This is a genomic window from Chitinophaga caseinilytica (assembly GCF_038396765.1).
In the GTDB taxonomy this organism is placed as follows: Bacteria; Bacteroidota; Bacteroidia; order Chitinophagales; family Chitinophagaceae; genus Chitinophaga; species Chitinophaga caseinilytica.
On the sequence record NZ_CP150096.1, the window covers coordinates 1,832,851 to 1,859,033 of the forward strand.

At 54.7% G+C, this 26,183-nt stretch carries 24 protein-coding genes and 2 tRNA genes; 16 read left to right on the forward strand and 10 right to left on the reverse strand.

Annotated features, from left to right (window positions below; all coding sequences use genetic code 11):
* Window positions 1-47 precede the first annotated feature (47 nt).
* Together WJU22_RS07845 and WJU22_RS07850 are read left to right on the forward strand one after the other, a co-directional pair.
* Window positions 48-2,084, forward strand: coding sequence for a M13 family metallopeptidase (locus tag WJU22_RS07845; protein WP_341842686.1), 2,037 nt, complete (start codon window positions 48-50; stop codon window positions 2,082-2,084).
* 502 nt (window positions 2,085-2,586) lie between these two features.
* A complete protein-coding gene (locus tag WJU22_RS07850; protein WP_341842687.1) occupies window positions 2,587-4,392 on the forward strand; it encodes an alpha-L-fucosidase in 1,806 nt (601 codons plus the stop codon).
* Window positions 4,393-4,518: 126 nt separating this feature from the next.
* Here the strand turns inward: WJU22_RS07850 and WJU22_RS07855 are convergent, their stop codons facing one another.
* On the reverse strand, window positions 4,519-5,163 hold the full coding sequence (locus WJU22_RS07855; RefSeq protein ID WP_341842688.1) for a LysE family translocator: 645 nt from the start codon (window positions 5,161-5,163) through the stop codon (window positions 4,519-4,521).
* 91 nt (window positions 5,164-5,254) lie between these two features.
* On the opposite strand from WJU22_RS07855, the gene WJU22_RS07860 reads away from it, so the two are divergent.
* The 3 genes from WJU22_RS07860 (at window position 5,255) to WJU22_RS07870 (ending at window position 6,153) form a co-directional block, all read left to right on the forward strand.
* Window positions 5,255-5,343, forward strand: a tRNA-Ser gene (locus WJU22_RS07860).
* Between the two features lie 39 nt (window positions 5,344-5,382).
* A tRNA-Pro gene (locus WJU22_RS07865) sits at window positions 5,383-5,457 on the forward strand.
* A 135-nt stretch (window positions 5,458-5,592) separates the two neighbouring features.
* Window positions 5,593-6,153 carry an NADAR family protein gene (locus WJU22_RS07870; RefSeq protein WP_341842689.1) on the forward strand — a complete coding sequence of 187 codons (561 nt, stop codon included), beginning with the start codon at window positions 5,593-5,595 and terminating at the stop codon, window positions 6,151-6,153.
* A 63-nt stretch (window positions 6,154-6,216) separates the two neighbouring features.
* On the opposite strand, the gene WJU22_RS07875 is transcribed toward WJU22_RS07870, so the two are convergent.
* The 5 genes from WJU22_RS07875 to WJU22_RS07895 form a co-directional block, all read right to left on the reverse strand.
* A complete protein-coding gene (locus tag WJU22_RS07875; protein WP_341842690.1) occupies window positions 6,217-6,630 on the reverse strand; it encodes a VOC family protein in 414 nt (137 codons plus the stop codon).
* Between the two features lie 135 nt (window positions 6,631-6,765).
* Window positions 6,766-7,374: a hypothetical protein gene (locus WJU22_RS07880; RefSeq protein WP_341842691.1), complete on the reverse strand. Its 609-nt coding sequence runs from the start codon at window positions 7,372-7,374 to the stop codon at window positions 6,766-6,768.
* Window positions 7,375-7,398: 24 nt separating this feature from the next.
* A complete protein-coding gene (locus WJU22_RS07885; protein WP_341842692.1) occupies window positions 7,399-7,677 on the reverse strand; it encodes a hypothetical protein in 279 nt (92 codons plus the stop codon).
* Window positions 7,674-8,162, reverse strand: a complete 489-nt coding sequence (locus tag WJU22_RS07890) for a class I SAM-dependent methyltransferase (RefSeq protein ID WP_341842693.1) — start codon at window positions 8,160-8,162, stop codon at window positions 7,674-7,676. Before WJU22_RS07890 ends, WJU22_RS07885 begins: the two co-directional genes overlap by 4 nt.
* Entirely contained in the window at window positions 8,159-8,635 is a 477-nt protein-coding gene (locus WJU22_RS07895; RefSeq protein WP_341842694.1) for a YdeI/OmpD-associated family protein, read from the reverse strand. Before WJU22_RS07895 ends, WJU22_RS07890 begins: the two co-directional genes overlap by 4 nt.
* 87 nt (window positions 8,636-8,722) lie before the next feature.
* Here WJU22_RS07895 and WJU22_RS07900 point away from each other — a divergent pair, with 87 nt between their 5' ends.
* From WJU22_RS07900 to WJU22_RS07915, 4 genes are all read left to right on the forward strand, one after another.
* The gene (locus WJU22_RS07900) at window positions 8,723-9,847 is read left to right on the forward strand and encodes a FecR family protein (protein ID WP_341842695.1); all 1,125 of its coding nucleotides are present in this window, start codon (window positions 8,723-8,725) and stop codon (window positions 9,845-9,847) included.
* Between the two features lie 244 nt (window positions 9,848-10,091).
* Window positions 10,092-13,556: a SusC/RagA family TonB-linked outer membrane protein gene (locus WJU22_RS07905; protein ID WP_341842696.1), complete on the forward strand. Its 3,465-nt coding sequence runs from the start codon at window positions 10,092-10,094 to the stop codon at window positions 13,554-13,556.
* A gap of 11 nt (window positions 13,557-13,567) precedes the next feature.
* Entirely contained in the window at window positions 13,568-15,016 is a 1,449-nt protein-coding gene (locus WJU22_RS07910; RefSeq protein WP_341842697.1) for a RagB/SusD family nutrient uptake outer membrane protein, read from the forward strand.
* 89 nt (window positions 15,017-15,105) lie between these two features.
* A complete protein-coding gene (locus WJU22_RS07915; protein ID WP_341842698.1) occupies window positions 15,106-16,299 on the forward strand; it encodes a thioredoxin family protein in 1,194 nt (397 codons plus the stop codon).
* A 59-nt stretch (window positions 16,300-16,358) separates the two neighbouring features.
* On the opposite strand, the gene WJU22_RS07920 is transcribed toward WJU22_RS07915, so the two are convergent.
* Together WJU22_RS07920 and WJU22_RS07925 are read right to left on the reverse strand one after the other, a co-directional pair.
* On the reverse strand, window positions 16,359-17,300 hold the full coding sequence (locus tag WJU22_RS07920) for a polysaccharide deacetylase family protein (protein ID WP_341842699.1): 942 nt from the start codon (window positions 17,298-17,300) through the stop codon (window positions 16,359-16,361).
* Between the two features lies 1 nt (window position 17,301).
* Complete coding sequence (locus WJU22_RS07925; RefSeq protein WP_341842700.1) at window positions 17,302-17,697, reverse strand: DoxX family membrane protein; 396 nt, start codon at window positions 17,695-17,697, stop codon at window positions 17,302-17,304.
* An 83-nt stretch (window positions 17,698-17,780) separates the two neighbouring features.
* On the opposite strand from WJU22_RS07925, the gene WJU22_RS07930 reads away from it, so the two are divergent.
* The 3 genes from WJU22_RS07930 to WJU22_RS07940 are packed head-to-tail and all read left to right on the forward strand — an operon-like array spanning window position 17,781 to window position 20,190.
* Complete coding sequence (locus WJU22_RS07930; RefSeq protein ID WP_341842701.1) at window positions 17,781-18,617, forward strand: AraC family transcriptional regulator; 837 nt, start codon at window positions 17,781-17,783, stop codon at window positions 18,615-18,617.
* Window positions 18,614-19,324: an RNA polymerase sigma-70 factor gene (locus tag WJU22_RS07935; RefSeq protein WP_341842702.1), complete on the forward strand. Its 711-nt coding sequence runs from the start codon at window positions 18,614-18,616 to the stop codon at window positions 19,322-19,324. The genes WJU22_RS07930 and WJU22_RS07935 overlap by 4 nt, the downstream gene beginning before the upstream one ends.
* Window positions 19,325-19,377: 53 nt before the next feature.
* Window positions 19,378-20,190, forward strand: coding sequence for an alpha/beta hydrolase family protein (locus tag WJU22_RS07940; protein ID WP_341842703.1), 813 nt, complete (start codon window positions 19,378-19,380; stop codon window positions 20,188-20,190).
* A gap of 297 nt (window positions 20,191-20,487) precedes the next feature.
* Here the strand turns inward: WJU22_RS07940 and WJU22_RS07945 are convergent, their stop codons facing one another.
* On the reverse strand, window positions 20,488-21,069 hold the full coding sequence (locus tag WJU22_RS07945; protein WP_341842704.1) for an RNA polymerase sigma factor: 582 nt from the start codon (window positions 21,067-21,069) through the stop codon (window positions 20,488-20,490).
* A gap of 374 nt (window positions 21,070-21,443) precedes the next feature.
* Between WJU22_RS07945 and WJU22_RS07950 the strand changes: the two genes are divergently transcribed.
* From WJU22_RS07950 to WJU22_RS07965, 4 genes are all read left to right on the forward strand, one after another.
* Entirely contained in the window at window positions 21,444-22,577 is a 1,134-nt protein-coding gene (locus WJU22_RS07950; protein ID WP_341842705.1) for a FecR domain-containing protein, read from the forward strand.
* Between the two features lie 451 nt (window positions 22,578-23,028).
* Window positions 23,029-23,199 (forward strand): phosphatidate cytidylyltransferase, encoded by a 171-nt coding sequence (locus WJU22_RS07955; protein WP_341842706.1) that lies wholly within the window; start codon window positions 23,029-23,031, stop codon window positions 23,197-23,199.
* Window positions 23,200-23,313: 114 nt separating this feature from the next.
* Window positions 23,314-23,868 (forward strand): hypothetical protein, encoded by a 555-nt coding sequence (locus tag WJU22_RS07960; protein ID WP_341842707.1) that lies wholly within the window; start codon window positions 23,314-23,316, stop codon window positions 23,866-23,868.
* Window positions 23,869-23,874: 6 nt separating this feature from the next.
* Window positions 23,875-24,816 carry an alpha/beta hydrolase gene (locus WJU22_RS07965; RefSeq protein ID WP_341842708.1) on the forward strand — a complete coding sequence of 314 codons (942 nt, stop codon included), beginning with the start codon at window positions 23,875-23,877 and terminating at the stop codon, window positions 24,814-24,816.
* Window positions 24,817-25,157: 341 nt separating this feature from the next.
* On the opposite strand, the gene WJU22_RS07970 is transcribed toward WJU22_RS07965, so the two are convergent.
* Window positions 25,158-26,162 (reverse strand): AraC family transcriptional regulator, encoded by a 1,005-nt coding sequence (locus WJU22_RS07970; protein WP_341842709.1) that lies wholly within the window; start codon window positions 26,160-26,162, stop codon window positions 25,158-25,160.
* Window positions 26,163-26,183: the final 21 nt, after the last annotated feature.

Sequence of the window (26,183 nt, forward strand, 5' to 3'; positions counted from 1 at the left end):
TAAGTGCCGAATCTTCGATAAATTTATCCATCTAAATCTGCAAGCATATGCTATTTATCAACACCTCCGCCAGGCGGATGACGGCCGGGATCCTCCTGGCCCTGTCGGCCGCGGGGCCCGTTGCCGCCCAGAAAGTGCCGGCATTCGATAATTCTTCCATCGACCGAAATATCAAACCCTGCCACGATTTCGACGGATTCGTCAACAACGGCTGGAAGAAAAACAATCCCATCCCCGGCACCGAGAGCCGCTGGGGCGCCGGTGGCATCCTCGATAAGGAAAACAAGGAAGTCCGCCTCAAAGGCATCATCCAGTCCATCGCCGGCCGAACCGGCCTGGCCAAAGGAACGGAAGAACAACAGATCGCCGATTACTACGCCTCCTTCCTCGACACCGTCACCATCGAAAAACGCGGCATCACACCCCTCGCCAAATGGATCGGCAAGATCAACAACATCAAAACGCTGGCCGACTGGGCCACCGTTGTGGGAGAGCTCCAGAACATGGGCGTGAGCACCTGGGCCGGGTTCAGCGTGGACGCCGATATGAAAGACAGTAAAGTGAATGCGGTATACGGCGGGCAAGACGGCCTCAGCCTCGGCGAACGCTCCTACTACGAACGTACCGACGAAAGCACCCAGAACGTCCGGAAGGAATTCGTGGGCCACGTCAACAAAATGTTCGCCCTCGCGGGTTTCCCGGAAAAAGACCCCGGGCAGACGATCCTCGCTTTCGAAACGAAGCTCGCCCTGCTGCAGCTCACCAACGTGCAGCTCCGCGACCCGGTGAAAACCTATAACAAAATAGCTTTCAACGAACTGCGGACCCTCGCGCCGGAATTCGACTGGGGCGGGTTTACGAACGTGCAGATGATCAGGACGGATACCCTCGTGCTGCAGAACAAGGAATACATCACCAACGGCGCCAAACTCCTAAAATCCACGCCGCTGGCCACCCTCAAAACCTGGACGAAGTTCCAGCTGCTGAGCACTTTCGCCGGATATCTGCCGAAGAAATTCGATGACGAGAATTTCCGCTTCTTCGCCACGGTGATGACCGGCCGTAAAATGCAGCGCCCTCGTATCGACCGCGCCATCCGCTCTACCGACGGCGTGCTGGGAATGCCGCTGGGCAAGCTTTTCGCGAAACAGTATTTCCCCGAATCCAGCAAACAGAAAGTGTCGGAAATGATCGAAAACGTGCGCACCGTGTATGGCGAACGCATCGACCAGCTCACCTGGATGAGCCCCGAAACCAAGCTGATGGCCCACAAAAAACTGAAAGCCTTCACCTATAAGATCGGCTATCCCGACAACTGGAAAGATTATTCTTCGATCGATATCCAACGCGGCAAACTGGTGGAAAACATCATCAATGCCACCCAGTTCAAGCACGACGAAACGATCAAAAAGATCGGCAAGCCGGTGGATAAATCCGAATGGCTCATGACGCCGCAGACCGTAAACGCTTACTACAACCCGCTGAACAACGAAGTGGTGTTCCCCGCGGGCATCCTGCAGCCGCCATTCTTCAATCCCGATGCAGACGATGCCATCAACTACGGCGGCATCATCGCCGTGATCGGCCACGAGTTCACGCATGGTTTCGACGACCAGGGCTCGCAGTTCGATGCAGACGGGAATTTGCAGAACTGGTGGACGGAAGCCGACCGTAAGAATTTCGACGGACTGGCAAAACGTTACATCGAATACTTCGGCAAGCTGGAAGCTTTGCCTGGCTTCAAGATCAATGGTGAGCTGACGATCGGCGAAAACATCGCAGACCTCGGCGGGCTCACGCTGGCCTATTATGCATTGAAAAAATCTTTCGAAGGAAAGGCGGAACCCGCGCCCATCGATGGTTTTAGCTGGCAGCAACGATTCTTCCTCGGCTGGGGGCAGGTTTGGCACATGAACATCACAGATGCCGCACTGCGCAACCAGATACAGACCGATCCGCATAGCCCGGCGAAGTTCCGTGTGAACGGGCCGATGCCGCACCTGGCAGAATTCCAGAGCGCCTGGAAATGCAGCGAAGGCGATGCCATGACATTGCCTCCCGCACAGCGCGTCGTGATTTGGTAATCAAGATAAACGTACAGCGTACATCAACGGCCAGGATCGATTCCTGGCCGTTTTTTTATGGTATTTTGACGATGATGACGCATCTGAAGAATAATTATGTCAAAATATTGATAGATATCCCATAAGTGAGGTCAAATTGTTACCCCCGCGTGCGTAGTTCTACGTTCCGGATTTTCGGTATTAATACGCTTTCCTGACTATCTGGAATTCGTGACATTTGTGATGGAATTCATTGGTCTGTAGCCCATTTGCCAAGACCATCGGCCTGTCCACCGTTGTAACCCCAATCCCCCTGGAGGCCGGTGCAGGTTACCGTACTACCTGTGCCGGCGCCAACGGTCTTAACCCCTTTCCCATTTTTATTTATTGTTAATCGCTTTCGAGAGTATGTTCCCGACCGAGGGGAACGTTTTTCCGGGCGCGCAAATACTATCAGTAACCGGCAATTAACTGTTAACGCGGGGTCGCGGGCTTTGCTATACTTGTAATAAATTCTGAGGTTATGAAAACGGATATGAAAAAAGCAGTGATGCTGGCCGCGATGGCGATGGGGACGATGAGCGCCGCCGCGCAGCAGCCCGGCGAATTGTGGGGGAAGAATGCCGATGCGGGGAAAAGCGCCAAAACGAAGTGGTTCACCGAAGCTAAATTCGGGCTCTTCCTGCATTGGGGGCCTTATTCGCACTTCGGCGGAGAAATCCGCGGGAAGCGGTATTACGGCATCACGGAATGGATCATGCAGCGCGATAAAACGCCCGCCAACGAATATACACAACTGGCGAAGGGCTTCAATCCCTCTGAATTCAACGCGGAAGAATGGGTGAACATCGCCAAAGCGGCCGGTGTGAAGTACATCGTTATCACGTCCAAGCACCACGACGGCTTCGCCATGTTCGATTCCAAATATTCGGATTTCGATATCGTGGAAGCCACGCCCTTCAAGCGCGATCCTCTCAAAGAACTGGCGGCCGCCTGCAAAAAGGCCGGTATCAAGCTCGGGTTTTACTATTCGCAGTTCCAGGACTGGCACGAACCTAACGGCGGCGGCAATGGGTGGGACTTCGATAACAAAACCAAAGACTACGCATCTTATTACCGCAATAAATCACTGCCCCAGATCACCGAGTTGCTGAGCAATTACGGCGAACTGGGCATCATCTGGTTCGATACGCCGGGGAATATGAGCAAAGAAGAATCCGCGGAGTTCATGGAAAAAGTGCATCGCCTGCAACCCAATTGCCTGGTGAGTAGTCGCGTAGGGAACGGCCTGGGCGATTTCAAGGATTTCGGCGACGGCGAAGTGCCGCCCGGTGTGGTGAAAGGCGCGTGGGAAGCGATTTTCACGCACAACGACAGTTGGGGATATTCCAGCTTCGACCAGAATTTCAAATCGCCCCGCGAGATCATCCGCCTGCTGGCGGAAGTGGCGTCGAAAGGCGGGAACCTCATGATGAACATCGGGCCAGACGGGAAGGGGAAGATTCCCGGCCCTTCCGAACAATATTTCCGCGAAACGGGCCGCTGGCTGCAGAAGAACGGCGAAGCGATCTATGGCACCACGTTCTCGCCCATCGCGGAGCAGCCCTGGGGCGTGATGACGAGCCGCCCGGGGAAACTGTACCTCCATGTGCTCGACCGGCCGCATAACGGGAAAATCCTCGTGCCCGCGTTCACCGGTAAAGCCCTCAAAGCCCGGCTGCTCGACGGTGGCAAGCCCATTGGCTTCAAACAATCCGGCGAAGATGTGTGGCTCACATTGCCCGCTTCGCTGCCCGATGCGCGAAATTCCGTGATCGTGCTGGATTATAGCGGAGCGCTGGAGGAAAGGCACGCCATTCCGCTGGTAGCCGGCGCGCAATACGAAAGCATCGCTTTGCCGGCGGAACGCGCGGCTGTGCATGGTTCCGCGGTAGTGACCCGGTTTACGCACAGTTATTATTTCGGCGACTGGAAGCACGCGGTTTGCGCGGCCGGTATGCGCCGTCCGGAAGACAGCATCAGCTACCGTTTGCGTTTTACGGAACCGGGCGATTACAAGATCACCTTGCAATATGCCGCGGATACATCGCACGAAAAGAGGGAAGGTGTCGTGGAAATGCAGCCTGATGGCGGCGCGCAGCAGGATTTTCGGTTCCAGGTGTTGTTGACGGGGAAATACGATTCCCACAAGCCGCTGCTATTCATCGACCAGACGATCGCGGTGGTAAGCGTGAAATCTCCCGGCGAGTGGAGCCTCCGCATCCGGCCGGATGCAGCAGGGAACGAGCTGTTCCGGTTGAAACAGGTGAAAGTGGAGCCGTTACGATAATCTTTTTGCCGGCCGGTCGCAGTACCGGCCGGTTTCATTTTGTGCCGGTCAGTCAACCGCCAGACCGATCTTTCCATATGCGTCCAGGCGGAGTTTCATAAAGAACGGTACGGAGCATGCGGAAGCTTACTTCTTCGTCGCCTGCGGCTGGAACACGACGGTGAGGAGGCCGAGGGAAATGTAGATGATCCCGGAGATGTAGGCTTCCAGGCGGCGGTACCAGGTGTTTTGCTTCATGTATTTACCGAGGCGGCCAGCGGCGAGGGCATAGGAGCCGTCTGTCAGAAACGCCAGTAAAGTGAACAGCAGCCCGAAGAACAACACCTGCAGCGCCACGTTGCCATTTTCCGGGCGAACGAATTGCGGGAGGAAAGCGAAGAAGAACAGGGCGCATTTGGGATTGAGGACGTTCACGATCATGCCTTGCCAGAAAATAGCGGACAGCGGCTGCGGCGGAGGCGCTTCCGGCCGGGCGGTCTGCTTCCGCGCATCGGCGATCTTTTTAACGCCGAGGTATACGAGATAGGCGGCGCCGAGATATTTCAGCAGGGAGAAAGCCATGGCGGAAGCCATCAGCAAGGCAGAAACCCCGAGAGACGCGGCGGCCGCATGCACGAGGGTGCCGGCCTGGATGCCGCAAACGGACACAAGCCCGGCTTTGGTACCTTGTTCCGTACTCCGCGTGATAACATACAGCACGGCGGGGCCGGGAATGATGAGCAAAATAACGGCGGCGGTGATGAATGCCAGGAGGGTAGTTACGTCGGGCATGGTAGTCAGGTTTACAATAAATTTACGCTTAATTCATTCTCAGTTTGGAAAATTCTAAATTATTCCTATTTTTGCAACCCCGCAAGGGAACGGTGAGGTGCCTGAGAGGCCGAAAGGACCGGTTTGCTAAACCGGCGTACGGGTCAAACTGTACCGAGGGTTCGAATCCCTCCCTCACCGCAAACTCAACCAGATTTGACTGGAGAGTGTTTGAAGGCTCGGGATGTAGCGTAGCCCGGTTATCGCGCCTGCTTTGGGAGCAGGAGGTCGCAAGTTCGAATCTTGCCATCCCGACAAGTTTGAATTTGCCTTCGCAGTCAAATTCAACGATTTTAAAAACCTGTCAATCGGCAGGTTTTTTTGTTTTAATATAACCCGATCTCTTTTTACCGATATTTAACTTCCAATTAAATCCATCCCTTACCAATCATGCTTTTCACAACCCGATACGATCTGGCCTGGCTCATCGCCCAAACCCAATCCGGCGCCGCTTTGAAATACATTTATTTCTGGGGCAACACTGAAAAAAGCGGCGAACTTTCGAAAGCCTGCTTTAGCCAATGGTACAACGCTCCCTTTACCGTAGACGGCATCGGGTACAAAACCGCCGAACACTGGATGATGGCCAAAAAAGCACTGCTTTTCGGAGACACTGAAGTGTTTGATCAGATCATTCAAAGCGTAAAACCCGCAGAAGCAAAAGCCCTCGGCCGGAAAGTGCGGAATTATTCCGAAGCCACCTGGCTGCAACACCGGTACGCCATCGTGGTGGAAGGGAATATCCACAAGTTCGGCCAGCACCCCGCGCTGCGGGAATTCCTGCTCAACTCGGGAGACCGTGTGATCGTGGAAGCCAGTCCGGTAGACGCGATCTGGGGCATTGGGATGGCGCAAGACCATCAGCACATCGCCGACCCGGAACAATGGCGTGGACTGAACCTGTTGGGATTTGCGCTCATGGAAGCGAGGGATTTTCTCAAACAACTTTAACCTCACTCCCCATCCGGCACAAACGCTACTCCATCGATCTCCACGAGATAATCCGGATGCGCCTTAATGTTCCGCATGCAGTCCGATCCGATTGCCTTCCGTGTCCCTGATCACTGCGATGTAACCCGCCTTGATGAGGTGCCTTGGTGTAACGATCGTTCCGCCGGCAGGCACTACCCGGTTCAGTACGGATTGTATCTCCGGATAGGCGTTGAGGTAAATGAGCGTGCCGGTTTCGCCGGGTTTGGCCTGTGGCGATTTGGTGAGCACGCCCGTTACGCGGCCTGATGTGGCTTGTACTACGTTCGGGTCTGAAGGGAAGAAGGTCAGCTCTTCATTGTCGCCCGCCTGTACCGTCCGCATTTCGATGTCGAGGATGGTTTCGTAGAATTTTTTGGCCCGTGGGGTATCGGAAACGGGGATTTCGAACCAGGTGATGACGTTGGTTTCCGCGTCGATTTTTCTCGGTTTTTGCATAAAGACTGGTTTTGGAGGATGTGATGCAAATATGTTGCCAGCCGTTTCGCGCATATGCAATTTTACCTTGCATGAAATATTGTTGTTCAATTGCGCGATCCATCAAATAACGGGCATGACAGGTTTGCCTTTTCGTTAATCCCGGATGGGCCACTTCGTATAGAATCCCGTCAGCTTGTATTCCTGGCCAACTTTCCCGAAAATGAACGCGAAATAAGTATCCGAGCTGCCGTCTTTTTCGGGGAATTGATGATAGACTTCGTAAAGCGGAGCAGAGCTGTCGAGCCCTGCGCGGAGGCGGCTGTAGTAATCGTCCTCGCTACCCACGGCGATCTCGCGGACTTCTTCCCCATTTACATTTTCGAGCGCGGATTTGATCTCGGGGCTGAAGATGTTGTCTTTGTATTTCGGGAACCGTTTTTCGGTCAGTTTTCCGGAAATCGTGTCTGGCATGGCGTTGCGGAGATCTTCATCGCTCCATTTGGGGGCCGTTTGCAGCGGGAACCGGATCATCTTTTCCAGCGTGGCGTGGTCGCCGGCGGTGGCGGCGGTGCGGAAAGCCGCGAGGGTGGTACGGAACAGCTGTTCGTTGGTACTGGATTGCTGTTTCGGGCCGCCGCCGGGCATTTGCGCGAGCGTATCTTCCATTGCCGGAACGGCGGACTGGGAAGTTTGCTTCGGTTCCGGTTGACCGCAAGCCGCCATGGCAGCGCAAGCGAAAATGGCTATCGGTAAGTTTTTCATGCGGATATGGGTTTGATGCTTCCCTTACCGCCGCAAATTCGGTGCCTCATGCGGCCGGCCTGCCTTCACGACGAGCTTCCAGCGGAGGGTTTTCACTTCATTTTCGCCCCAAACAGCCACGAGCGGAGCCGTAATGTCTTCCGCGGGATGCCGGCCATGGTCGGCGATGTAGCGTTGCGTGGCCGACCAGGTGTCGAACAGCCCGAACAGATCGCTGCGGGAGAAAGATTTTTCCACATAGAAATCGGGAGCGGCGATCAGCGGGAAGGGAAACGGGATATCCGCGTACCCTTTTTCGATCATGCGGTTTTCCGGCAGCCAGTAACTGCCGAGCGGGCCTTCGTGCAGCTGAAGTACCAGCGCGTCGATCTCCGGTGAAATCTCCGGCAGGCCGTACGTCCATGCGGCGAAGAGCCCCCGGGCCGCAAAACCCTCGCCACTTCCCGGAAATAATCTTCGAACCGGAACCAATGCAATGCCTGTCCGACGGTCACCAAATCGGCCGAAGCATCCGGCAGCCCGCAATTTTCCGCGGGCTCCACCGCGTAGCGGACGCGGTCGTGTGGCGCGGCATGGGCGATCTGTTGCGCGCTGGGGTCGGTAGCATACACATTTTCGTAAAATCCGGCGAGGTGAACGGCGCATTGGCCGTTGCCGGTACCGCAGTCCCAGGCCTGCGCATGCCCCGGTGTTTGCGAAGCGAGCCAGGCATAAAGCGCCGGCGGGTAATCCGGACGGAATTTCGCGTAGCTGGCGGATTGGACGGAGAATAAGTCTTTGAAAGTCATGGTTTCTTTTTGGGATATATGAGCAAATCGATGGTTTCCAGAATCCGTTTGGTTTGCAGGCCCGTGCTTTCGGCCGCGTTCACGAAGGTAACGATCGTTTTCTGCCGTTCTTCCGGCAGCGCCCGGAAAGCTTCCAGTGCCGCGGGCTCGTCGTCCAGGCAGGCTTGCAGGGCTTCGGGGACCATCACGGGCAATGTGTCCCTGTAAAGTGTGATACGTACTTCGTCGCCCGCCTTTTTTCCGATCTTTTTTTGGATGGCGGTTTTTACGGGGAGGAAAAGGCGACCCTGGCCCATGGGCATCAGCCGGGTGAGGCCGAGGTCGTGCCCGTCGATGGTGCCCCGCACGCGGACCCAGCCGAAGGCGACGCCGGGGTCGGGGTGGGCTTCGGGGATGAAAGCGTACGTCCATCCTCCTTTTCCGGCGAATTTTTCCAGTCTGTAAATATTGTCGACGAGCGGGATAGGGGGCATTCCGGGGAAATTTTCAGAAAGTTCGGAAAAAAAACGGCTTTGGGTGTAGGGGGAGGCTCCGATTCCAGTACATATAAGTACAAACCTATGGACAAAAACACTTTCATTCTGTTGACCGACCGCTACCTGGACGGTACCGCTACCGAGGCTGAGAAACGCCTTGTAGACGCGTATTGCGACCGCCTGGAGCAAATTCCCGTCGCGGAGCTGACGCGGGAAGAGGAAGACGCGCTGGAAGTGCTGATGTACGCCCGGATCATGGGAAAGGTACACCAGCGCCCCGTTCGCCGCTCCTTATACAAATACGCCGCAGCAGCCGCCATGGTGCTGGCTGCCGGAGCGGCCTTTTTCCTCCTGCGGCCTGCGAACAAGCCCGTGGCGCCCCTGGCCAGGGAAGTCCGTTTCAAGAACGACATTTCCCCCGCCGGAAACAAGCCCACGCTCACGCTGGCAGATGGCTCCGTTGTTGCCCTGGACGATTCCAGTAACAACGGCATCGCCGCCCAGGGAGGCACCCACATCCTGCAATCTTCCGAAGGCGCGCTCGAGTACCAGCCGGGCGCCGCGGCAGAAACTCCGGTATTCAATACCCTGACCACGCCGGCAGGCTGCCAGTTCCGCCTGATCCTGGCAGACGGCAGCAAGGTATGGTTGAACGCCGCCTCTTCGATCCGCTTCCCGACGGCATTCCGGGGAGAAGACCGTATCGTGGAGCTGGAGGGAGAAGCCTATCTCGAAGTCAGCAAGGATGCCGCCCATCCTTTCCGCGTGATCACCCGGGGGATGACGGTCCACGTACTGGGTACGCATTTTAATATCAATGCCTATAAAGACGAGCCCGTGGTCCGCACATCGCTGCTGGAAGGCGCCGTGCGCGTGGCCGGGAACGGACAGAGCGAGGTGCTCAGCCCGGGCCAGCAGGCGCAGGTCGGCCAGAACGGGAAAATGTACGTAGCCGATGGGGTAGACATGCGCGCCGTTACCGCCTGGAAAGACGGGCGGTTCAATTTCAGCGGGGAGCCCATTACCGAAGTGATGCGCGAAGTACAGCGCTGGTATGGTGCCGAAATAATATATGAGGGAGAAGTGAAACACCATTTCGTAGGCTCGATCCCGCGGAACCTGCCCGTATCAAGGGTTTTGGAGATGCTGGAAATGACCGGGCGAGTGCGTTTCGAAATAGACGGGAAAAAGATCACCGTAAGACCGTAGCGACATTAGACAGTTTAATAGCCAAAAAAAGATCCCGGCTTGCAGGCCGGGACCCGGCAACAGGAGGTACCAGCTCCGGTTGCCAAGGGCGAAACAAATGTTCAGTTGAGAGAAAATTTATTTATCACCCAAAATCAAAAGTATGATTTTAAAAGCCAGGTGCCAACACCGGCAGGGTATCCCTTGCCCGCCTGATTGTAGAACCTCCCGGAAGATGCTACCCGGGGGCAAAATGTGGAAGATTATGAAGCTCACCACTGTATTTATGCTGACGGCATGTATTACCGTTAGCGCCGGAACATTCGGCCAGACTGTCAATTTTTCTATCAGAAAATCTTCGCTCGAGCATTTTTTCAAACTGGTAGAGCGGCAGACGGGGTTTTCTTTCCTCTATTCGAAGGAAGATATCCAGTCGCTGGAAGTATCTGACCTGGAAGTGTTCAAGACCGACCTGAACACGGCGCTGCGCAAGGCGTTCAGCGGCCAGCCCCTTACTTATACGGTGCTGGACAATGTTGTGATCGTAAAGAGAAAAGCCAATTTCGCTCCTTCCGCCACGATGGAGATCCTCACGCCTGCCGCGATCGATATTTCGGGAACGGTAACGGATATGGACGGCACCCCGCTGCCGGGGGCTTCCATTTTGGTCAAAGGCACCAAAAAAAGTGCGGTTTCCGACGTGGAAGGCCGGTTTACTGTATCCGCCTCGGTTGGAGACGTACTGGTGGTCCGCTACGTAGGCTACAGCGAGAAAGAAGTGAAAGTCGGCCCGGAAACTACCCTCAACGTGAAGCTGGAGCTGCTCCCTTCGCGCCTGCAGGGTGTTTCCATCGTAAGTACCGGTTATACCACGCTTTCAAAAGAACGCGCAGCCGGTTCATTCTCGGCTATTTCGTCGAAAGACTTGTCTAACAAAATGCAGACGAATCTGATGGAGCGGCTGGAAGGTCTTGCGCCCGGGTTCACCTTTTATAAAAACCAGCCCCAGATCCGGGGCGTATCTACATTGTATGCCGGTACCGCACCGCTGTATGTTGTAGACGGCATCCCTTACGAAGGAAGCATTGCCGCCATCAACCCGAACGATGTTGCCACAGTTACCATGCTGAAAGATGCATCGGCAGCTTCCATCTACGGCGCGCGCGCAGCCAATGGCGTCATCGTTATCGTCACCAAAGCCGGCAAGCCAGGTCCCATGCGGGTCAACCTCAATAGCAGCTTCCGTGTAACGCCCCTTCCCGACAGATCTTATTTAAATCGGATGTCGAGTGCAGAGCTGGTAGACTTCCAGCGCGATATGTTCAAATATTGGTCTAATGACTACGCCGGTATCGACGAACGCCGTTTCATGCATGATGTTTATGCATTGATGTATGAAAATAAAGCTGGACATATCACGGATGCAGAGCTGGAAAGCAAGCTCGACGTTTATCGCAACCGCGACCGGTACAGCCAGGTAAAAGATGAGTTCCTTCGCAAGGCTGCGCTGGTGCAACAACATAACCTGTCGCTGTCAGGCGGCACGGACAAACACCAGTACAACCTGTCTGTTAACTACCTGCGCGACAATCCCTACGAAAAAGAGCAGTCGAACGACCGTTTCGGCTATAACCTCCGGAATCTATTCAATCTCAATAAATGGGCCCGTCTCGACGTGAACGTATTGGGAAGCCATACCCGTGCGGAATACAATAACGGTTTCAACGGGTATAACATCCTCAACGGCGGTAAGGCAAGCTACTATATGCTCCGGAATCCGGACGGTACGCCTGCCCAGTGGTATGCTTCCAAATCGCAATTCGAAATCGAACGGCTGAACGGATTGGGACTGCTGGATGAAACCATGTTTGCGCAAACCGAACTGAGCCAGCAATACTATCGCAACAAATCTAATTACCTGAACATGAACGTAGGCTTGAACCTGCGTCTTATGCAGGGGCTGTCGCTCGACGTCCGTTACCAGAATGAGCGCACTGAAGCTTTCAGCAGTCAACTGTATCGCCCGAACTCCAACTATGTGCGCACCATGTTGAACGATGCAACGGTGATGACGAACGGTGTACCGAAAGTGTACTTGCCGAATGGCGGACAGTTTGATGAAACCCGTTCCGACAACAAGTCTTATACCCTCCGGGCCCAATTGAACTACAACCGCTTGTTCTCCGACAAACATAAGCTGCAATTGCTTGCAGGTGCGGAGCGCAGGAACGTTCACAACACCGGCACGAACGTCTATAAATACGGTTACGACGAGTTTTCCCTTTCGTACAAATCGATCGACGAGTTAACGATGCTGGGGACCACGATCATGGGGACGGAAGCGCTGTTTAACCAGTACCGGCTGTCGCGCAGGGAGCGGGGATTCACGGATAACGAAAAGCGTTTTGTATCATTCTTCGGAAATGGCTCTTTCACTTTCAATGAGAAGCTGACTGCAACAGGGTCTATCCGTATCGACCAGAGCAATCTTTTTGGTACGGACCCTAAATACCAATATCGTCCGCTCTGGTCTGCCGGCCTGCATTACGTTATCAGTGAAAACGACCTGCCCTGGCTGGACCGGTTGGCAGCACGTGCGACCTATGGCGTCAACGGTAACGTTTATCAGAATTCCGGTCCTTATCTGATCAGCCAGGATGGTGGTACGAACTATTATACGAACGAGCCGCAGGCAGATATTACGGCGGCGCCGAACAATCAGCTGCGTTGGGAAAAGACGAATGTGGTGAACCTGGGGATCGATTTCAGTATATTCCGCGGCAGGCTGACGGGATCGCTGGACTTCTATAACAAGGCAACGAGCGATCTGTTGGGGCAGCTCCAGGAAGACCCTACGAAAGGCTGGTCTTCCCGCATGGTGAACTACGGAGCGATGTTCAACCGCGGGGTGGATTTGTCGGTTACGAGCGAGAACCTCCGCATGAGGGATTTCCGCTGGTCAACCACGTTCAACTTCAACTATAACAAAAACGAGCTGACCGACCTGTACGTTTCCGCCAACCAGGTGATCGACTTTTTGTACAATCCGCAAAACAGGGTCGGGCTGCCGATGAATACGCTTTACAGCGTCCGTTACGCAGGTCTCAATTCCAGCGGCCGCCCGCAGGCGAAAACCAAAGACGGCACCATTGTTACGGATGCGGCTAAGCTGACTACCGACGACCTGGTGAATTCCGGAACTACCGTTCCCCCGTTCTCCGCTTCGCTGATCAACAACGTGAAGTATAAGAACTTTGAGCTCTACTTCATGTTCATGTATTATGGCGGCCATGTAATGCGCGATGTTATCGCCCCCTACCTGACAAAGCTGCCGGAGCTGAACTATACTTCCAATATGGACCGCCTGGCGATGAATTACTGGCGCAATCCGGGAGACGAAAACATCCCCGGCATGGCTCCTGCATATTACCAGCAGGCTCCCACCGGCACTACAATGTTGTGGGACGCTGCGGATGTGAATATCGCGAAAGCCAGCTATCTCAAGCTGCGCGACGTAACGCTCGCGTATAATCTCCCGTCTTCCCTGCTCGATAAATACAAAATCAAGGGCCTTCGCGTAAGCATGCAGGTGCAGAATCCCTGGAGATGGACGGCTAACAGTCAGCGTCTGGACCCTGAAGTTTGGTCCGGCCTCACGCTTACGAATTATGCTACCCGTGGCGTACTGGCGCCGGCTAGCTACACTTTTGGCCTTAATCTTTCCTTCTAAACATGCGCAAGATGAAAAAAACGATATATGGCTTCTTTGCCGCCGCCGCTATCCTCATAGCCACTGGCTGTAACAAGTACCTCGACATCAAACCCAAAGGATTTACCATTCCCGAGTTTGTAGACGATTACCAAAAATTGCTGAATAGCCTGACGCTGTACCGCGCTGTTTCATCCTATCCCGTATTCCTGACAGACGATGTTCAGGCCGGGCTTGAAAACGATGTGAACAAATCCGCGGGCTTCAGCCGTTACGCGCTTTTCAAACGGAACCTGTATACGTTTGCAGGTGGCCAGGTGATGGAGCAGGGACAGCAGGACGTTCAATGGGAACCGTCTTATTCTCACATCTTCACCTATAATGCGATCATTAACAACGTGATGAAAGCCAAAGACGGCAGTGATGCGGAAAAACGCCGCATTCGTGCGGAGGCGCTTGTTGGCCGTGCCTACGAATACATGACACTGGTGAACCTGTATGCAAAGCACTATGATGCGGCCTCTGCCTCCAAAGACCTCGGCGTACCGATGCTCCTTTCCGAAGACATCAACGAGAAATACAACAGGGTATCGGTAGCAGAAGTATATGCACAGATTCAGAAGGATCTGGACGAAGCAACGCCGAATCTTTCCGTACGCGTTCCCAACGCTTACCATCCGCCCAAAAGCGTAGGTTATGCGTTCTTAAGCCGTATGTACCTCTACATGGGCGATTATCAGAAAGCACTCGCCAATGCGAACGAAGCCCTGAAGCTCAACAACGAGCTGATGGACTACAAAATCTACACTACGAAGAAAGGTACCTTCGGCCGCGTGTGCAAATTGACTGACAGCACGGCATTCCCTGAAGTGCAGAAGAACGTGGAAACCGTTTGGGCAAGACTGACTTCTTCCAGCAACGGTACCGTGTATGCCGAAGTATACGCTACGGAAGATCTTATTGAAACCTATAAAAGGAACCTGCCCGCCGGTGCAGAAGACTATCGTTATAAGCTGTTCTATTGCGATGGAACGGCACAGTTCGGCACCGCGGTATTGAAGTTCCCGGGCCGCGTCCTGTGGGCTTCTTACGTGGATGCCAACGTAGGCCTCTCCACACCGGAAGTTATTCTGACCGCTGCCGAATGCGAGGCCCGCATCGGAGATAAAAATAAAGCGATGGCGCACATCAACCGTCTTCGCGACATGCGGATCACCAACAATCAGGCCCTAACCGCCGCAAACGGAGAAGCAGCCCTTCGCATTGTGCTAGACGAACGCCGTCGTGAAATGGCTTTCGTTGGCCCTAACCGCCTCTTCGATCTGAAGCGCCTCAACAAGGACCCGCGCTTCGCGAAAGCGGTGACACACAAACATGAAAGCCAGACATGGACGCTCCCGGCGAACGACAACAGGTACATCCTGCCCGTTCCCCCGCGCGTACTGTCCATGAACCCCGGCATACCGCAATACGAAAGATAAAACCAATCATTTCTTTCTTAACCACGAGTGACAAACCCATACAATCAAGCGGCGCCGGATTTCCCGGCGCCCTTTTTAAAAACTGCATCATGAAACCATTCTTACTGATCTTCGCCCTTTTCACCTCCCTCACGCTCCGCGCACAAGAAGAAGGCATCCGCTTCGGCACCGCGTCCTGGAGCGAAACGCTCGCCCAGGCCGGGAAGGAAAATAAACTCGTGTTCCTCGATTGCTACACCTCCTGGTGCGCGCCCTGCAAATGGATGGACAAAAACGTGTTCGTCCTCAAAAACATCGCCGACTTCTATAACGGCCAGTTCGTGAACACGAAATTCGATATGGAAAAAGGAGAAGGGATCGAACTGCGGAAAAAATACAACGTCCAATCTTTTCCGACCTATCTGTTCATCAATTCCAAAGGCGAAATCGTACACCGCACCGGATCGCGGATGACGGCCGAAGAATTCCTGGAAGAAGGGCGCATGGCGGCAGATCCCGACCGCAGCCTGTCGTCTGTGGCAAAACGATACGCTGAAGGCCAGCGCGATATTCCTTTCCTCCTCAATTACTACCTCGCCCTCAACCGCTCCGACCGGCAGGCGTCTGAAAAAATCGCAGCTGAAATCGCCGCAAAGATGACCGACAGCACGCTGGGCACGCCCCTCGGCTGGAAGGCAATCAAAAACCTGGCACGCTCCAGCAATGATAAATTCGGCAAATACTTCCTCGCACACACCGACGATTTCAAGCATTACACCACCGGCGCGGACCTGGATGCGCTGACAGACAGGCTGCTGTCGAGCACCCTCTACGGATATGTGTATGCAGGTAACGAAGCCGCGTTCTACGAAGGGCTGAAGCATTTCTCGAAATCCAAATCCATCGAGCGGCAGCAACAGGCGGTAATGCTGGAAGCAGAATTCCTGCAGCGCGAGGGCCGCGCGAAACAATACATCGCGCTGACAGACAAGGCAATGAAAGGCGTACTGAAGGATCAGGCGGAAAAGTTGAGCTTCCTGGCGAGGCGCGTGAGCGGTAAAAAGGAAGCTGATGAAAAGATGAAGCCTTTCCTCCCGCAAGCTTACAAACTGGCGAAAAAGGCCGTGGAACTGGATCCGGAAGAATACAGTGTGCAAAGCACCTTCGGCTGGATCTGCCTGTCGCTCAGGAAAAAGGACGAAGGCTTGAAAGCCGCCCGCAAAGCGCGCGCGCTGGCCGATGCCGAAACGTCCAAAATCCAGAAGCTCGCGCAGGAACTGGTAGACGAATTCGATCGCTTATAAGCATAACGGTTGATAATATATGCGATAACAGGGCCCCGGATTTCTCCGGGGCCCTTTGTTTATGCCCGGATGATCGCCGGATCGGCAAGCGCCATGGCGGCGATCTCGTCTTTTCGCATGAACGCCACACCGGAATGTTTTTGCATGTACCGGAACATTTCGCGCGCGGCCCTTACCATTTGCGGCGTTCCGCCGATGCGGTCGTGAAAGCTCACGGAAAGCATTCTGCGTTTGCGGGCGCTTTCCTCGTACAACTCGTCGAATTCCATTTTGACCTGTTCGAGGAATTGCCCCGTCGAAAAATGCCTGCCCTCGATGAGGAGGATATCGTTGCAGCGCAATGTGTAAGGCACCACCGCGAAATCTTTACCGTTCAGTTCGATGAGGAACGGCTCGTCGCGGCCGAGATCGTCGATGTGATAGGTGAACCCCAGTTCCTGGAGGATGCGCAGCGTGTTGGGGCCGCGGCGCAGCCAGTTGGCGTTGTAGCCTTTCGGTGTAACGCCCGTGGCCGCGCGAACCGCCGCCACGCCGTCTGCTATGAATTTTTTCTCTTCGGCGTAATCCATCGCATATTGGCTGCTCCAGTTCATGCCATGGGCGGCGGCTTCGTGCCCCCGCGCCACGATCTCTTTCGCCAGCGCAGGGTTTTTCAGCACGGCGGAGCCCACCATGTGCGAAGTGACCTTGATACCCAGTTTGTCCCAGTTGTCGAGCATGCGCGGGATGCCCTCCTGGTAACCGTATGCGTACCAGGTAGCGGCGGGGAGGTCGGCGTGGCCGGGGGCCATGTTCGGAGGAAAGGGACTTTCGGCTTCGGGAGGCTGGCCGCCCGATTCGAATTGCATGGAAACGGAAACGAGGAGCCGCGCACCGTTCGGCCAGCGTAATGGAACGGCGGCGTTACCCAGTGCCGGGGCGGCCAGGGCGGAGTGGGAGCCCACGATGCCGGAGAGGCCCAGCAGGCCTGTGTTTTGGAGGAATTTTCTTCTGTTTTGCATGTCAATGTTTTTGAATGAGCTGATCCAGCGCCCAGCCGTTGTATTGCACGAACTGGAGGAGCAATGCGAAAAGCGCCGCATGAATGAGCTGGGAAGGGATGGCCTCCCAGTTCTCGATGAGGGAAGTGCCGAGGATGAGCAATGCCATGGTGACGCCGCCCGCCACAAGCGCCGGCCGCGTGAACAGTCCCAGGAGCAGGAGCAGCCCGATCGCGAACTCCGCCACCGGAAGCGCGTAACTGAAGGGCTCCACCAGGCTTTTCGGCAACATCGATCGCTCGAAACTACCGGTCATCCAGGTGCTGAAAGCACGGAGCTTCGGCAGGCGGACCAACCCATGGCCGAACATGCTAGCGCCCAGCGCCAGGCGCAGCAACAGAAATACGGTTGTATGCATGTGATTTAATTTATTGTACAAAGTTGGGTAGCATTTACCTGTATTGTTTGTACGATGATGGGAAAATCAGGTATCTTTGCGGGATGGACATTCGGCACATGTACCAGTCTTTCGCGCTGGAATACCTTGAAGCGGACCACTACGAAGCCCGCAGGCACAGGAACACCTATTTCGAACTGGTGTTCGTGCTGGAAGGGGAGGGCGTGCAGATCATCAACGATCACCGGCTGCATTACACCCGAAACAAGTTGTTCGTCATTTTCCCGGAAGACACGCACGATTTCGAGATCCATTCCACCACCCGGTTATGCTTCATCCGTTTCAACCGCGAACACCTCCGCACGATGGGACAGGAATGGCTCCGGCAGCTGGAATTCATTTTTAACCACCACCATCACCTGCCCGGTTGCGTGCTGGTCAACACGGCAGATAAACCGCTCGTCCGCGCGATTGCCGAAGCCATGCTGCGCGAACGGGAGAGCGAAGCGCCCCATCGCGATGAAGTACTGACGCAGCTCCTCAATACCCTCATCGTTGTCGCCGCCCGCAACATCCGGCTCATGGCGCCTTTGCCGGGCAGGAAAGACCTCCAGGGCACTGCTTCGGCTTTGCTGCACTACATCCATGAACATATCGCCGAACCCGAGGCGCTGCGCGCGGAGAAGATCGCAGCCCATTGCCACATCAGCCCCGGTTACATCAGCGAATATTTTAAAAGCAAAACCGGGCTCAGCATGCAGGAATACATCATGAATTACCGGATGAAGCTCGTGGAAACCCGCCTCCGGTACACAGATATGCAGGTGAGCGAAATCGTGGACGAACTGGGGTTCAGCGATGCGAGCCACCTCCACCGGCTGTTCCGCAAACACAGCGGCATGGCGCCCGGCGCCTTCAGGAAATCTCTTGGGAACGATTGACCCGCTGGCCCGCCCATCCCGGAAATGTGCCGCTCGCGCAGGCGAAGCGCCGTACGGTCGTACAATCCAACCGCGAAAAATGCCGGAAAAGTCCGTACTTTTATTGCTTGATGCCGGCATATTCGACATATACGGACGAGCAGTTATATGAATTGCTGCAGGGGGACGATCAGGACGCATTTACGGAGATTTACCAACGCTACTGGAAGACGCTCTACCAGCGGGCCCGTGCCATGCTGAACGACGGGCCGCTGGCGCAAGACGTGGTGCAGGAGGTGTTCATTTCCCTCTGGAACCGCCGTGCAGACGTCCGGATCGAAAAAATCGGCGCCTATCTGCACCAGGCCGTCCGTTTCCAGGAACTTAAAGCTCTGCACCGCCTCCAGTCAGATGCCGCTTTCTACGACCGGCTGGCATCCATCACCCAAGACCTCATCGATCACGAGCCCTTGCTTTATAACGAGATGGAAAGCATCGTCCGCAACCTCCTCAGCCGCCTGCCCGAAGATCAGCGCAACATCCTGCGCCTGAGCCGGGAAGAGGGGCTGACGTACCGGGAGATCGCGGAAAAACTGGGGATTTCCATCAAAACCGTCGAAAAGAAAATTTCTTTGTCGCTCCGCGCCATCCGCAAAGGGATGGACGGTTCGTTCCCCCTGCTCCTCTCTTTCGCGCTGGTGGCCCCTGCCGGCGTTGCGCACCTGTAAATCGTTTGAAAAAGAGGGATTCCCGCTGTATATTAAGGCCGCAAATTCCTTGTATGAAAAAGATTTTTTCGTGGACGGCCGTATTGGTAGTATGCGCCGTTTTTCCCGCCATCGCGGCCAAAGTAGATACTGTCAACGTTTGGAGCGCAGCAATGAAGAAGAACATCCCTACCGTGGTGATTACGCCGGAAAAGGCTACAGACGCGGCTTTGCCGGTGGTGTACCTGTTGCATGGCTATAGCGGCAATTATTCCGATTGGGTGAAGAAAGTACCGGCGGTGAAAGATTATGCAGACCGGTTCAATATGATCATCGTTTGCCCCGACGGCGGTTTTGGCAGTTGGTACTGGGATAGCCCGGTGGATGCGGGTTTTCAATACGAAACGTACGTGGCGGAAGAGTTGGTGAAGTGGGTGGACGGGAAGTTTAAAACGATCGCCAGTCCGAAAGGCCGCGCAATTATGGGTCTCAGTATGGGCGGCCACGGCGCGCTGTACCTCGCGATGCGCCACCAGAACGTGTTCGGCGCCGCCGGAAGCATGAGCGGCGGTGTGGATATCCGACCTTTCCCGAAGAATTGGGATATGGCCAAACACCTGGGTACGTATGCGGAGCAGCCGGCGCGCTGGGAGCAGCATACGGTGATGAACCAGTTGCATTTACTGACGGCGGGCTCGCTGGCCTTGATGATAGACTGCGGGACGGAGGATTTCTTTTTCGGCGTGAACGAAAAACTGCACGAAACGCTGATGTACCGGAACATCCCGCACGATTACGTGGTGCGGCCGGGCGGCCATACCTGGGCGTATTGGGCGAACGCGGTGGAATACCAGTTGCTGTTCGCGCAGCGGTTCTTCGGCCGCTAATTGGGCTTCTAAAAAAGTTAATTAGCGATAACAAAATGCATGGCGCTATGAACGGTGATCGGCCGTTTCTGGTGCCATGTGTTGATTTTGCGGGGGACGGATTTAATCTTGAAACGCTTGCTGCTGTTCGGTTTTAGCCGGTAAGGCCGAAGCTTGGGAAGGATGCATACGACATGGATCTTGCGATGCAAAAGCATGAAGGGGAATTCGCTGAAAGTCCGGCGGGAGGAAAGAAACAGGCGCAAGTATGCGGAGCGGTCGTTGACCGCAAGCATGACCTGTTACTATGATAATCGCTTAACCGAATACGAGGATGGAGGTAACGGCGATGGCGATGATGGTCATTTTGGATTTGAGGATTTGTTTGGCGTAGCGGAGGTGTGTTTTTACGCTTTGTTTGCTGATGCCCATTTTGAGGGCGGCTTCCTGGTAGGATAATTCCTGCTGGTAAACGAGTTCCATGGCGCGTTTACGCTGGGGACTGAGGGAGCCGAGCCAGGAAACTACTTTGTTTTCTTTTTCCTGGGGGTTGACGTTGTTGTAGGGGTCCGGGAGGGAAATGTCTTCCGACGCGGATTTGTTGTAGTATTGAAAGACTTCGTCTTTTTGTTGCTGGAGGTCTCTTTTCCGGATCACGCCGAGGCACTGGTTCTGCACCATGCGCATGAGGTACCACCTGATGTCGCGGATGGATTTCCAGAGCTGGGGTTTGTTCAGCAGGGTAGCGAAACAGTCCTGCACCACGTCCGCCGCATCGTCTTTATCACGCATAAACGTATAAGCGATGGTAAGCATGGTGGGTGCATACTTCTTATAAGCCTGGTCAAAGGCTTCCAGATTGCCCTGTTGCAGTTGCTGAATGAGTTCTTGATCCTCCACAGTTGCAGAATTTTAAAGTAACAGTATCATTTTTGTCTCTTCCTGATCTGCCGTTGGCGGCGCGCCCGTAACATGAATACTGTCTTAAGCATGGAGTGGAGAAAAAATGTCAAAGTGCAGTTCGATAAGTGTTCCAACGCGGTTGTATGCTGGACATGGTTCCTGCCGTCTTAAAATTCGGTAAAAAGGGTTTAAGAAATCGTTATGTAATTGTTAACGATTTGGGTTAAAACCCAACAGTCGTTACCGTTGTTTGCCGAATTATGGTTCTCTCCTTATATTTACGTTTGCCCCGCCCGGATGGATTTTTATTTCCGGCGTCTTTTCACCCTTCATCCACCAACCTGCATCTATTAACATAGACGAATTCTTTCATGGAAGATAGTATATATATACGGTTGCTGCTGGTTCGCAGGATCCTCGGGCAGATAACGCCCGAAGAACAGGCCGAATTGGACGCCATCCTCGATTCGGACCCCGAAGCACGTGCCTTGCGCGATGAGCTCCTGCAAATCCCCAAAGAGGATTTGCAGCAAGCTTTCTCGTCGTTCGACGTGAACACCGGCCTCCTCGATGTATACGACCGTCAACATGAAATGCAGCGCCGCCGCCGCAGGGCCATCGTCCGCTCCATCGCCGGCGCCGCCGTTGCCGCCATGCTCGCCGGCGCCATCTGGCTTGTGGCCACCAAGCCCGCCACCAAAGCGCCCGCCACTTTCGCCGCCGTTACCGAAGGCGGCTCCGCATCGCTCGTCCTCGAAGATGGCACCACCATCCCCCTGGCAGACACCGGCGTGCAAACCCACCATTCCAATGCCGCCAACTTCACCAATAATAACCGCGTCCTCGCAATCGACGGCGAAAACGCCCCCGCAGAAGGATGGTCCACCCTCGTGGTGCCCGCCCGCCTCGATTACCAGGTGAACCTGGAAGACGGCTCCACCGTTTGGCTCAATTCCCGCTCCCGCCTCCGTTTCCGGTTCGACAACGGTAGCCAGCGCGAAGTTTTCCTCGAAGCGGGCGAAGCCTACTTCAAAGTGAAAGCCAGCGCCAAAAATCCCTTCACCGTACACACCCCGCAAGGCGATGTGCAGGTCCTCGGCACCGAGTTCAACGTCAACGCATACATCCAGCATAAAATGGTAGCCTCACTCGTTAACGGTAAAGTGGCCGTGCGCTCGGGCGTAGACCGCATCGAACTGAACCCCGGCAGCGAAGCCCTCGTCAACGCCGGAGAATCCATTAAAGTGGCCGCGTTCGACGCCAACCGCACCCTCAGCTGGCGCCAGGGCATCCATTATTTCGAGAACGCCACCGTTACCGAAATCGCCGTTATGCTCGACCGCTGGTTCAACACCCCCCTCGTCATCGATAATCCCAACGTAGGCCGCGAACGCCTCTGGGGCCGCCTCGACCGTAACAAGCCCATCCAGGAATTCATCGACGTCATCAACCTCACCGGCGATGTCACCTTCTACTGGAAAGGCGGGGAACTGCATGTGAAATAACTGAAAAGCCGTTCGTTCCCTGAATGGATATTGCCTCTCATGCTACATCCTAACTGATCGTTCCAGAGTATGTATTGTATTGCTTCATGCTACACCTTACATCCTTACTGTTTCTTCCTATATTACCACATACTACGCCTTACATCCTTACCGATTGTTCCTGAGTAAGTATTGTGTTGCTTTATGATACACCCTTGCGGATGAAAAACACGAATGATTGCCTGTTAACTGGCGATGTAACCGTTTGGCAGGCAAAGCATAGATGCGGAAAAAAGATCAAAACATCAGCATCCGGCGGATCGTAATAATGGCGATTTGCCCGACATCGATAACAGGATTCCCCCACTGTGGAATTTCTTCCACCCAACACACCCCTTTCCTCGTCAAAGATGTCCGTTCATACGGTATACTCCCTTTCGGCACAGAATATGATCCCCGAAAAAGAAACACTATGAACAGAATCCTTTCACTTTCCATCATCGCCCTCCTTTCAATTACCCTTTCCAGTTGCGAAATCGTCGGCGGCATTTTCAAAGCCGGCGTCTGGACGGGCCTCATCCTCGTAGCCCTGGTGCTGGGTTTGATCATTTTCCTCTTTTCCCGTGGTGGACGGAAAGACTAATCGATGTATTTTGCAGCCCGGCAACGGCGCCATTCCGCTGCCCGGATTACCATGAAAAGAATTGTTTTTATTATAGCCCTTGCATCCCTATATGCATGCCAGCCAACGCCGGCCGTGAAAGACGTCAGAATGGATTCGGTTCCCGCGCTGAATCAATCCCCCGTTCCAACGACCCCGCAGCCATCCGGGGATGCCATCGCCCAGGAAGATAGTCCCGGGGAAGCCATCGGCATTGCAGGCGATTTCAACGGCGACGGCGTCATCGATTCCGCCTGGCGTGAACTGGTGAAGGCGTCCACCGGGGCAGACGAGCCCAGCTACTTCGCCGTGAGATTCAATACTACGGCCATCCCCGCCATGGAGAACATAGAAGGCCGGTTCCGCCTCATCAACGAGGGCGACCTCAACGGCGACGGCCGTCCCGACATTTCCCTTTTCCAAAGCCCCCTCCACGGCACCGTGCATTATATGACCACCTGGGCACTGCAACCCTCCGGCTGGAAGCGAATCGCCGGGCCCTGGATGATCCCCACCGCCGGCGAATACCAGACGGACGCGGCACTGCAAGCCCGCATCGTCCTTGAAAACGATACCGTTTATTACTGGCAGGAAGACGTGAACGACGAAAATTTCACGCTCCAGAAAGCTATACTGCAACTGGAAAAATAACACCGCATGCAACGTAACCGATTCTGGAAAAGACTCGCCTGGACCGTCGCTGTCCTTTTCCTGTTATTAAACCTCTTTTGTGCCTGGCATGCGTGGAAATTCACCCATTTCACCCATACCACTGCGCCGCGGACCAATCCCAACCGCCTGTCTACCCTCGGGAAACTGAAAACCGTGGTGTTGGGCGTCGACAATCCCCGGCCCGTCAACAACAGCGTGCCGTCCGTTCCATACGAAACCATTACCCTGCATAGCGATTTCCCGCTGGAAGCCTGGCTGGTACGCGTTCCCCGGGCCCGCGGCACAGTTGTGCTGTTCCACGGCTATAGCGGTAAAAAATCGAGCATGATCGACCGGGCGATGATCATCCGGGACATGGGTTTTAATACCCTGCTCGTCGATTTCAGGGGAAGCGGCGGCTCCGGCGGCAATTACACCACCGTCGGGTTCCAGGAAGGCCGGGACGTAAAGGCGGCGTACGATTATCTCCGCAAATCCGGCGAAAAGAATATCTGGCTGCTGGGCACGAGCCTCGGCGCCGCGGCCGTGCTGAAAGCCGTGAAAGATGGGGGCGTGGAACCGAGGGGCTTAATCCTGGAAGCGCCGTTCGCCACGTTGTACGAGGCTACCTGCGCCCGTTTCAGGGCCGTTGGCGCGCCGGAAGTGCCGCTGGCGGGCCTCGTGGTGTTCTGGGGCGGCGCGATCCATGGCTTCTGGGGCTTCGGGCACCGGCCCATGACAGATGCCAGATCCGCGAAAATGCCGGCCATGGTCATTTATGGCGAAAAAGACGAAAGGGTGGGAAGATGGGAAATTGATGCGGTCTTCAAAAACCTCGGCGGAGAAAAACGACTGGTGACTTTCCCGGAAGCGGGTCATGTCAACTTCCTGTCGCGCTACCGCCCGGAGTGGACGGCGGCGCTACGGGAATTTATGAAGGTGGAATAAACAGGTTCGTACAATCCGTACAATCGGTCCGTACAATTCCTTTTATGCAAAAAGCCGGTGCAGAGCGCCGGCTTTTTATATTCCAGGTGTCTCAAGTCTAATTTGGGGAACGGGGATTCTTGTCTGATTTCTTTATCTTAAGCTAAACTGGAGAAACCTTAATACGTATTGTCTCACAGTGTTTTATAAATGCATTACCAGTGTTGGAAGAGGGCCCGGGCCGGTTCTTCGGAAAGTGATTCAGCCTCAGCCAGGCGTGTCACCTTGTATTGTAAAAATGGCAAAAGTTGGCCATGCGGCATTGTATATGCCGGGCCAGAAATTGTACGAAATGAAAATAATCAGCCTGCCTGGTGCAATTTGTTCCTTTCGCGGTACTCCTCGGGGGTAACGCCGTGTTTGGCGCGAATGAGGCGTACGAGGTGCGATGCGTCTGTCAGGTTGGTAAAGGCGGCGATTTCCCATACGAGCTCGCTGGTGGTACGGAGGCGGTATTCCGCTTCTTCCAGGCGCTTATAGGTGAGGTATTGGCGCACGTTTTTGCCGTAAGTGTCTTTGAACAGCTTGTTGAGCGCCAGGGAATGGGAGCCTACCTTCCGGGCGATGCCTGCGGTATTGAGGTCTTCGCCCAGGTTTTCCTGGATGTAATCGCACGCGTTGAGGAGCATTTTGGGCACCTGGTGGCGATTGAGGAGGAGGTTGAAATAATGCGCGGTGAGGAGCATGACGTGGCCTTGCATGGTGGGCTCCATCATGGCGGGGCTTTTGTCGTAACTGCGCATGGCTTTGAGGATCTCTTTCTCGTCGTGCCCCGTGGGGATGAGGTTTTTCTGTTCTCCTTCCTGCTCTCCCCGCAACTGTTTCTCTACGAGCGGTTTATACGCTTCGTGTTTGTTGCTGAAATACTGCATGAAGGAATTGGAAAAGGAAATGTACACCGAAGTATAATGTGCGGGGGCAAACTCTGCGCGGTTGAACGCCATGGGCGGCACATAATAGAAGGCGAATTTCTTTTCAGGAAGCATGAGCTTTTCTGCGGAACCCTGCAATTCGCAGGGAATGTCTCCCGCGATGCCGGTATAAAGCGCCAGCAGCGGAGTTTCCGTAATCGGGTTCAGGAACACATGCTCTTTGATGTCGAAATTCAACCACCCGATCACGAAATCGTTGCACATAAATTCCTGTTTGAAATATGCGCCGAACGGACCTTCGGTGTAATGCACGGTGGTTCCGGGCACGCGGTGTGACTGGTATTGGGACGGTAGCCGGTCTGAAACGGTAATGCGGTTTTTCAGATGTTCCGGGACGTCGAAATTCATGATAGCAGGACGGTCTACTACGAACATAGGATAACAGTTTGGCTGAGG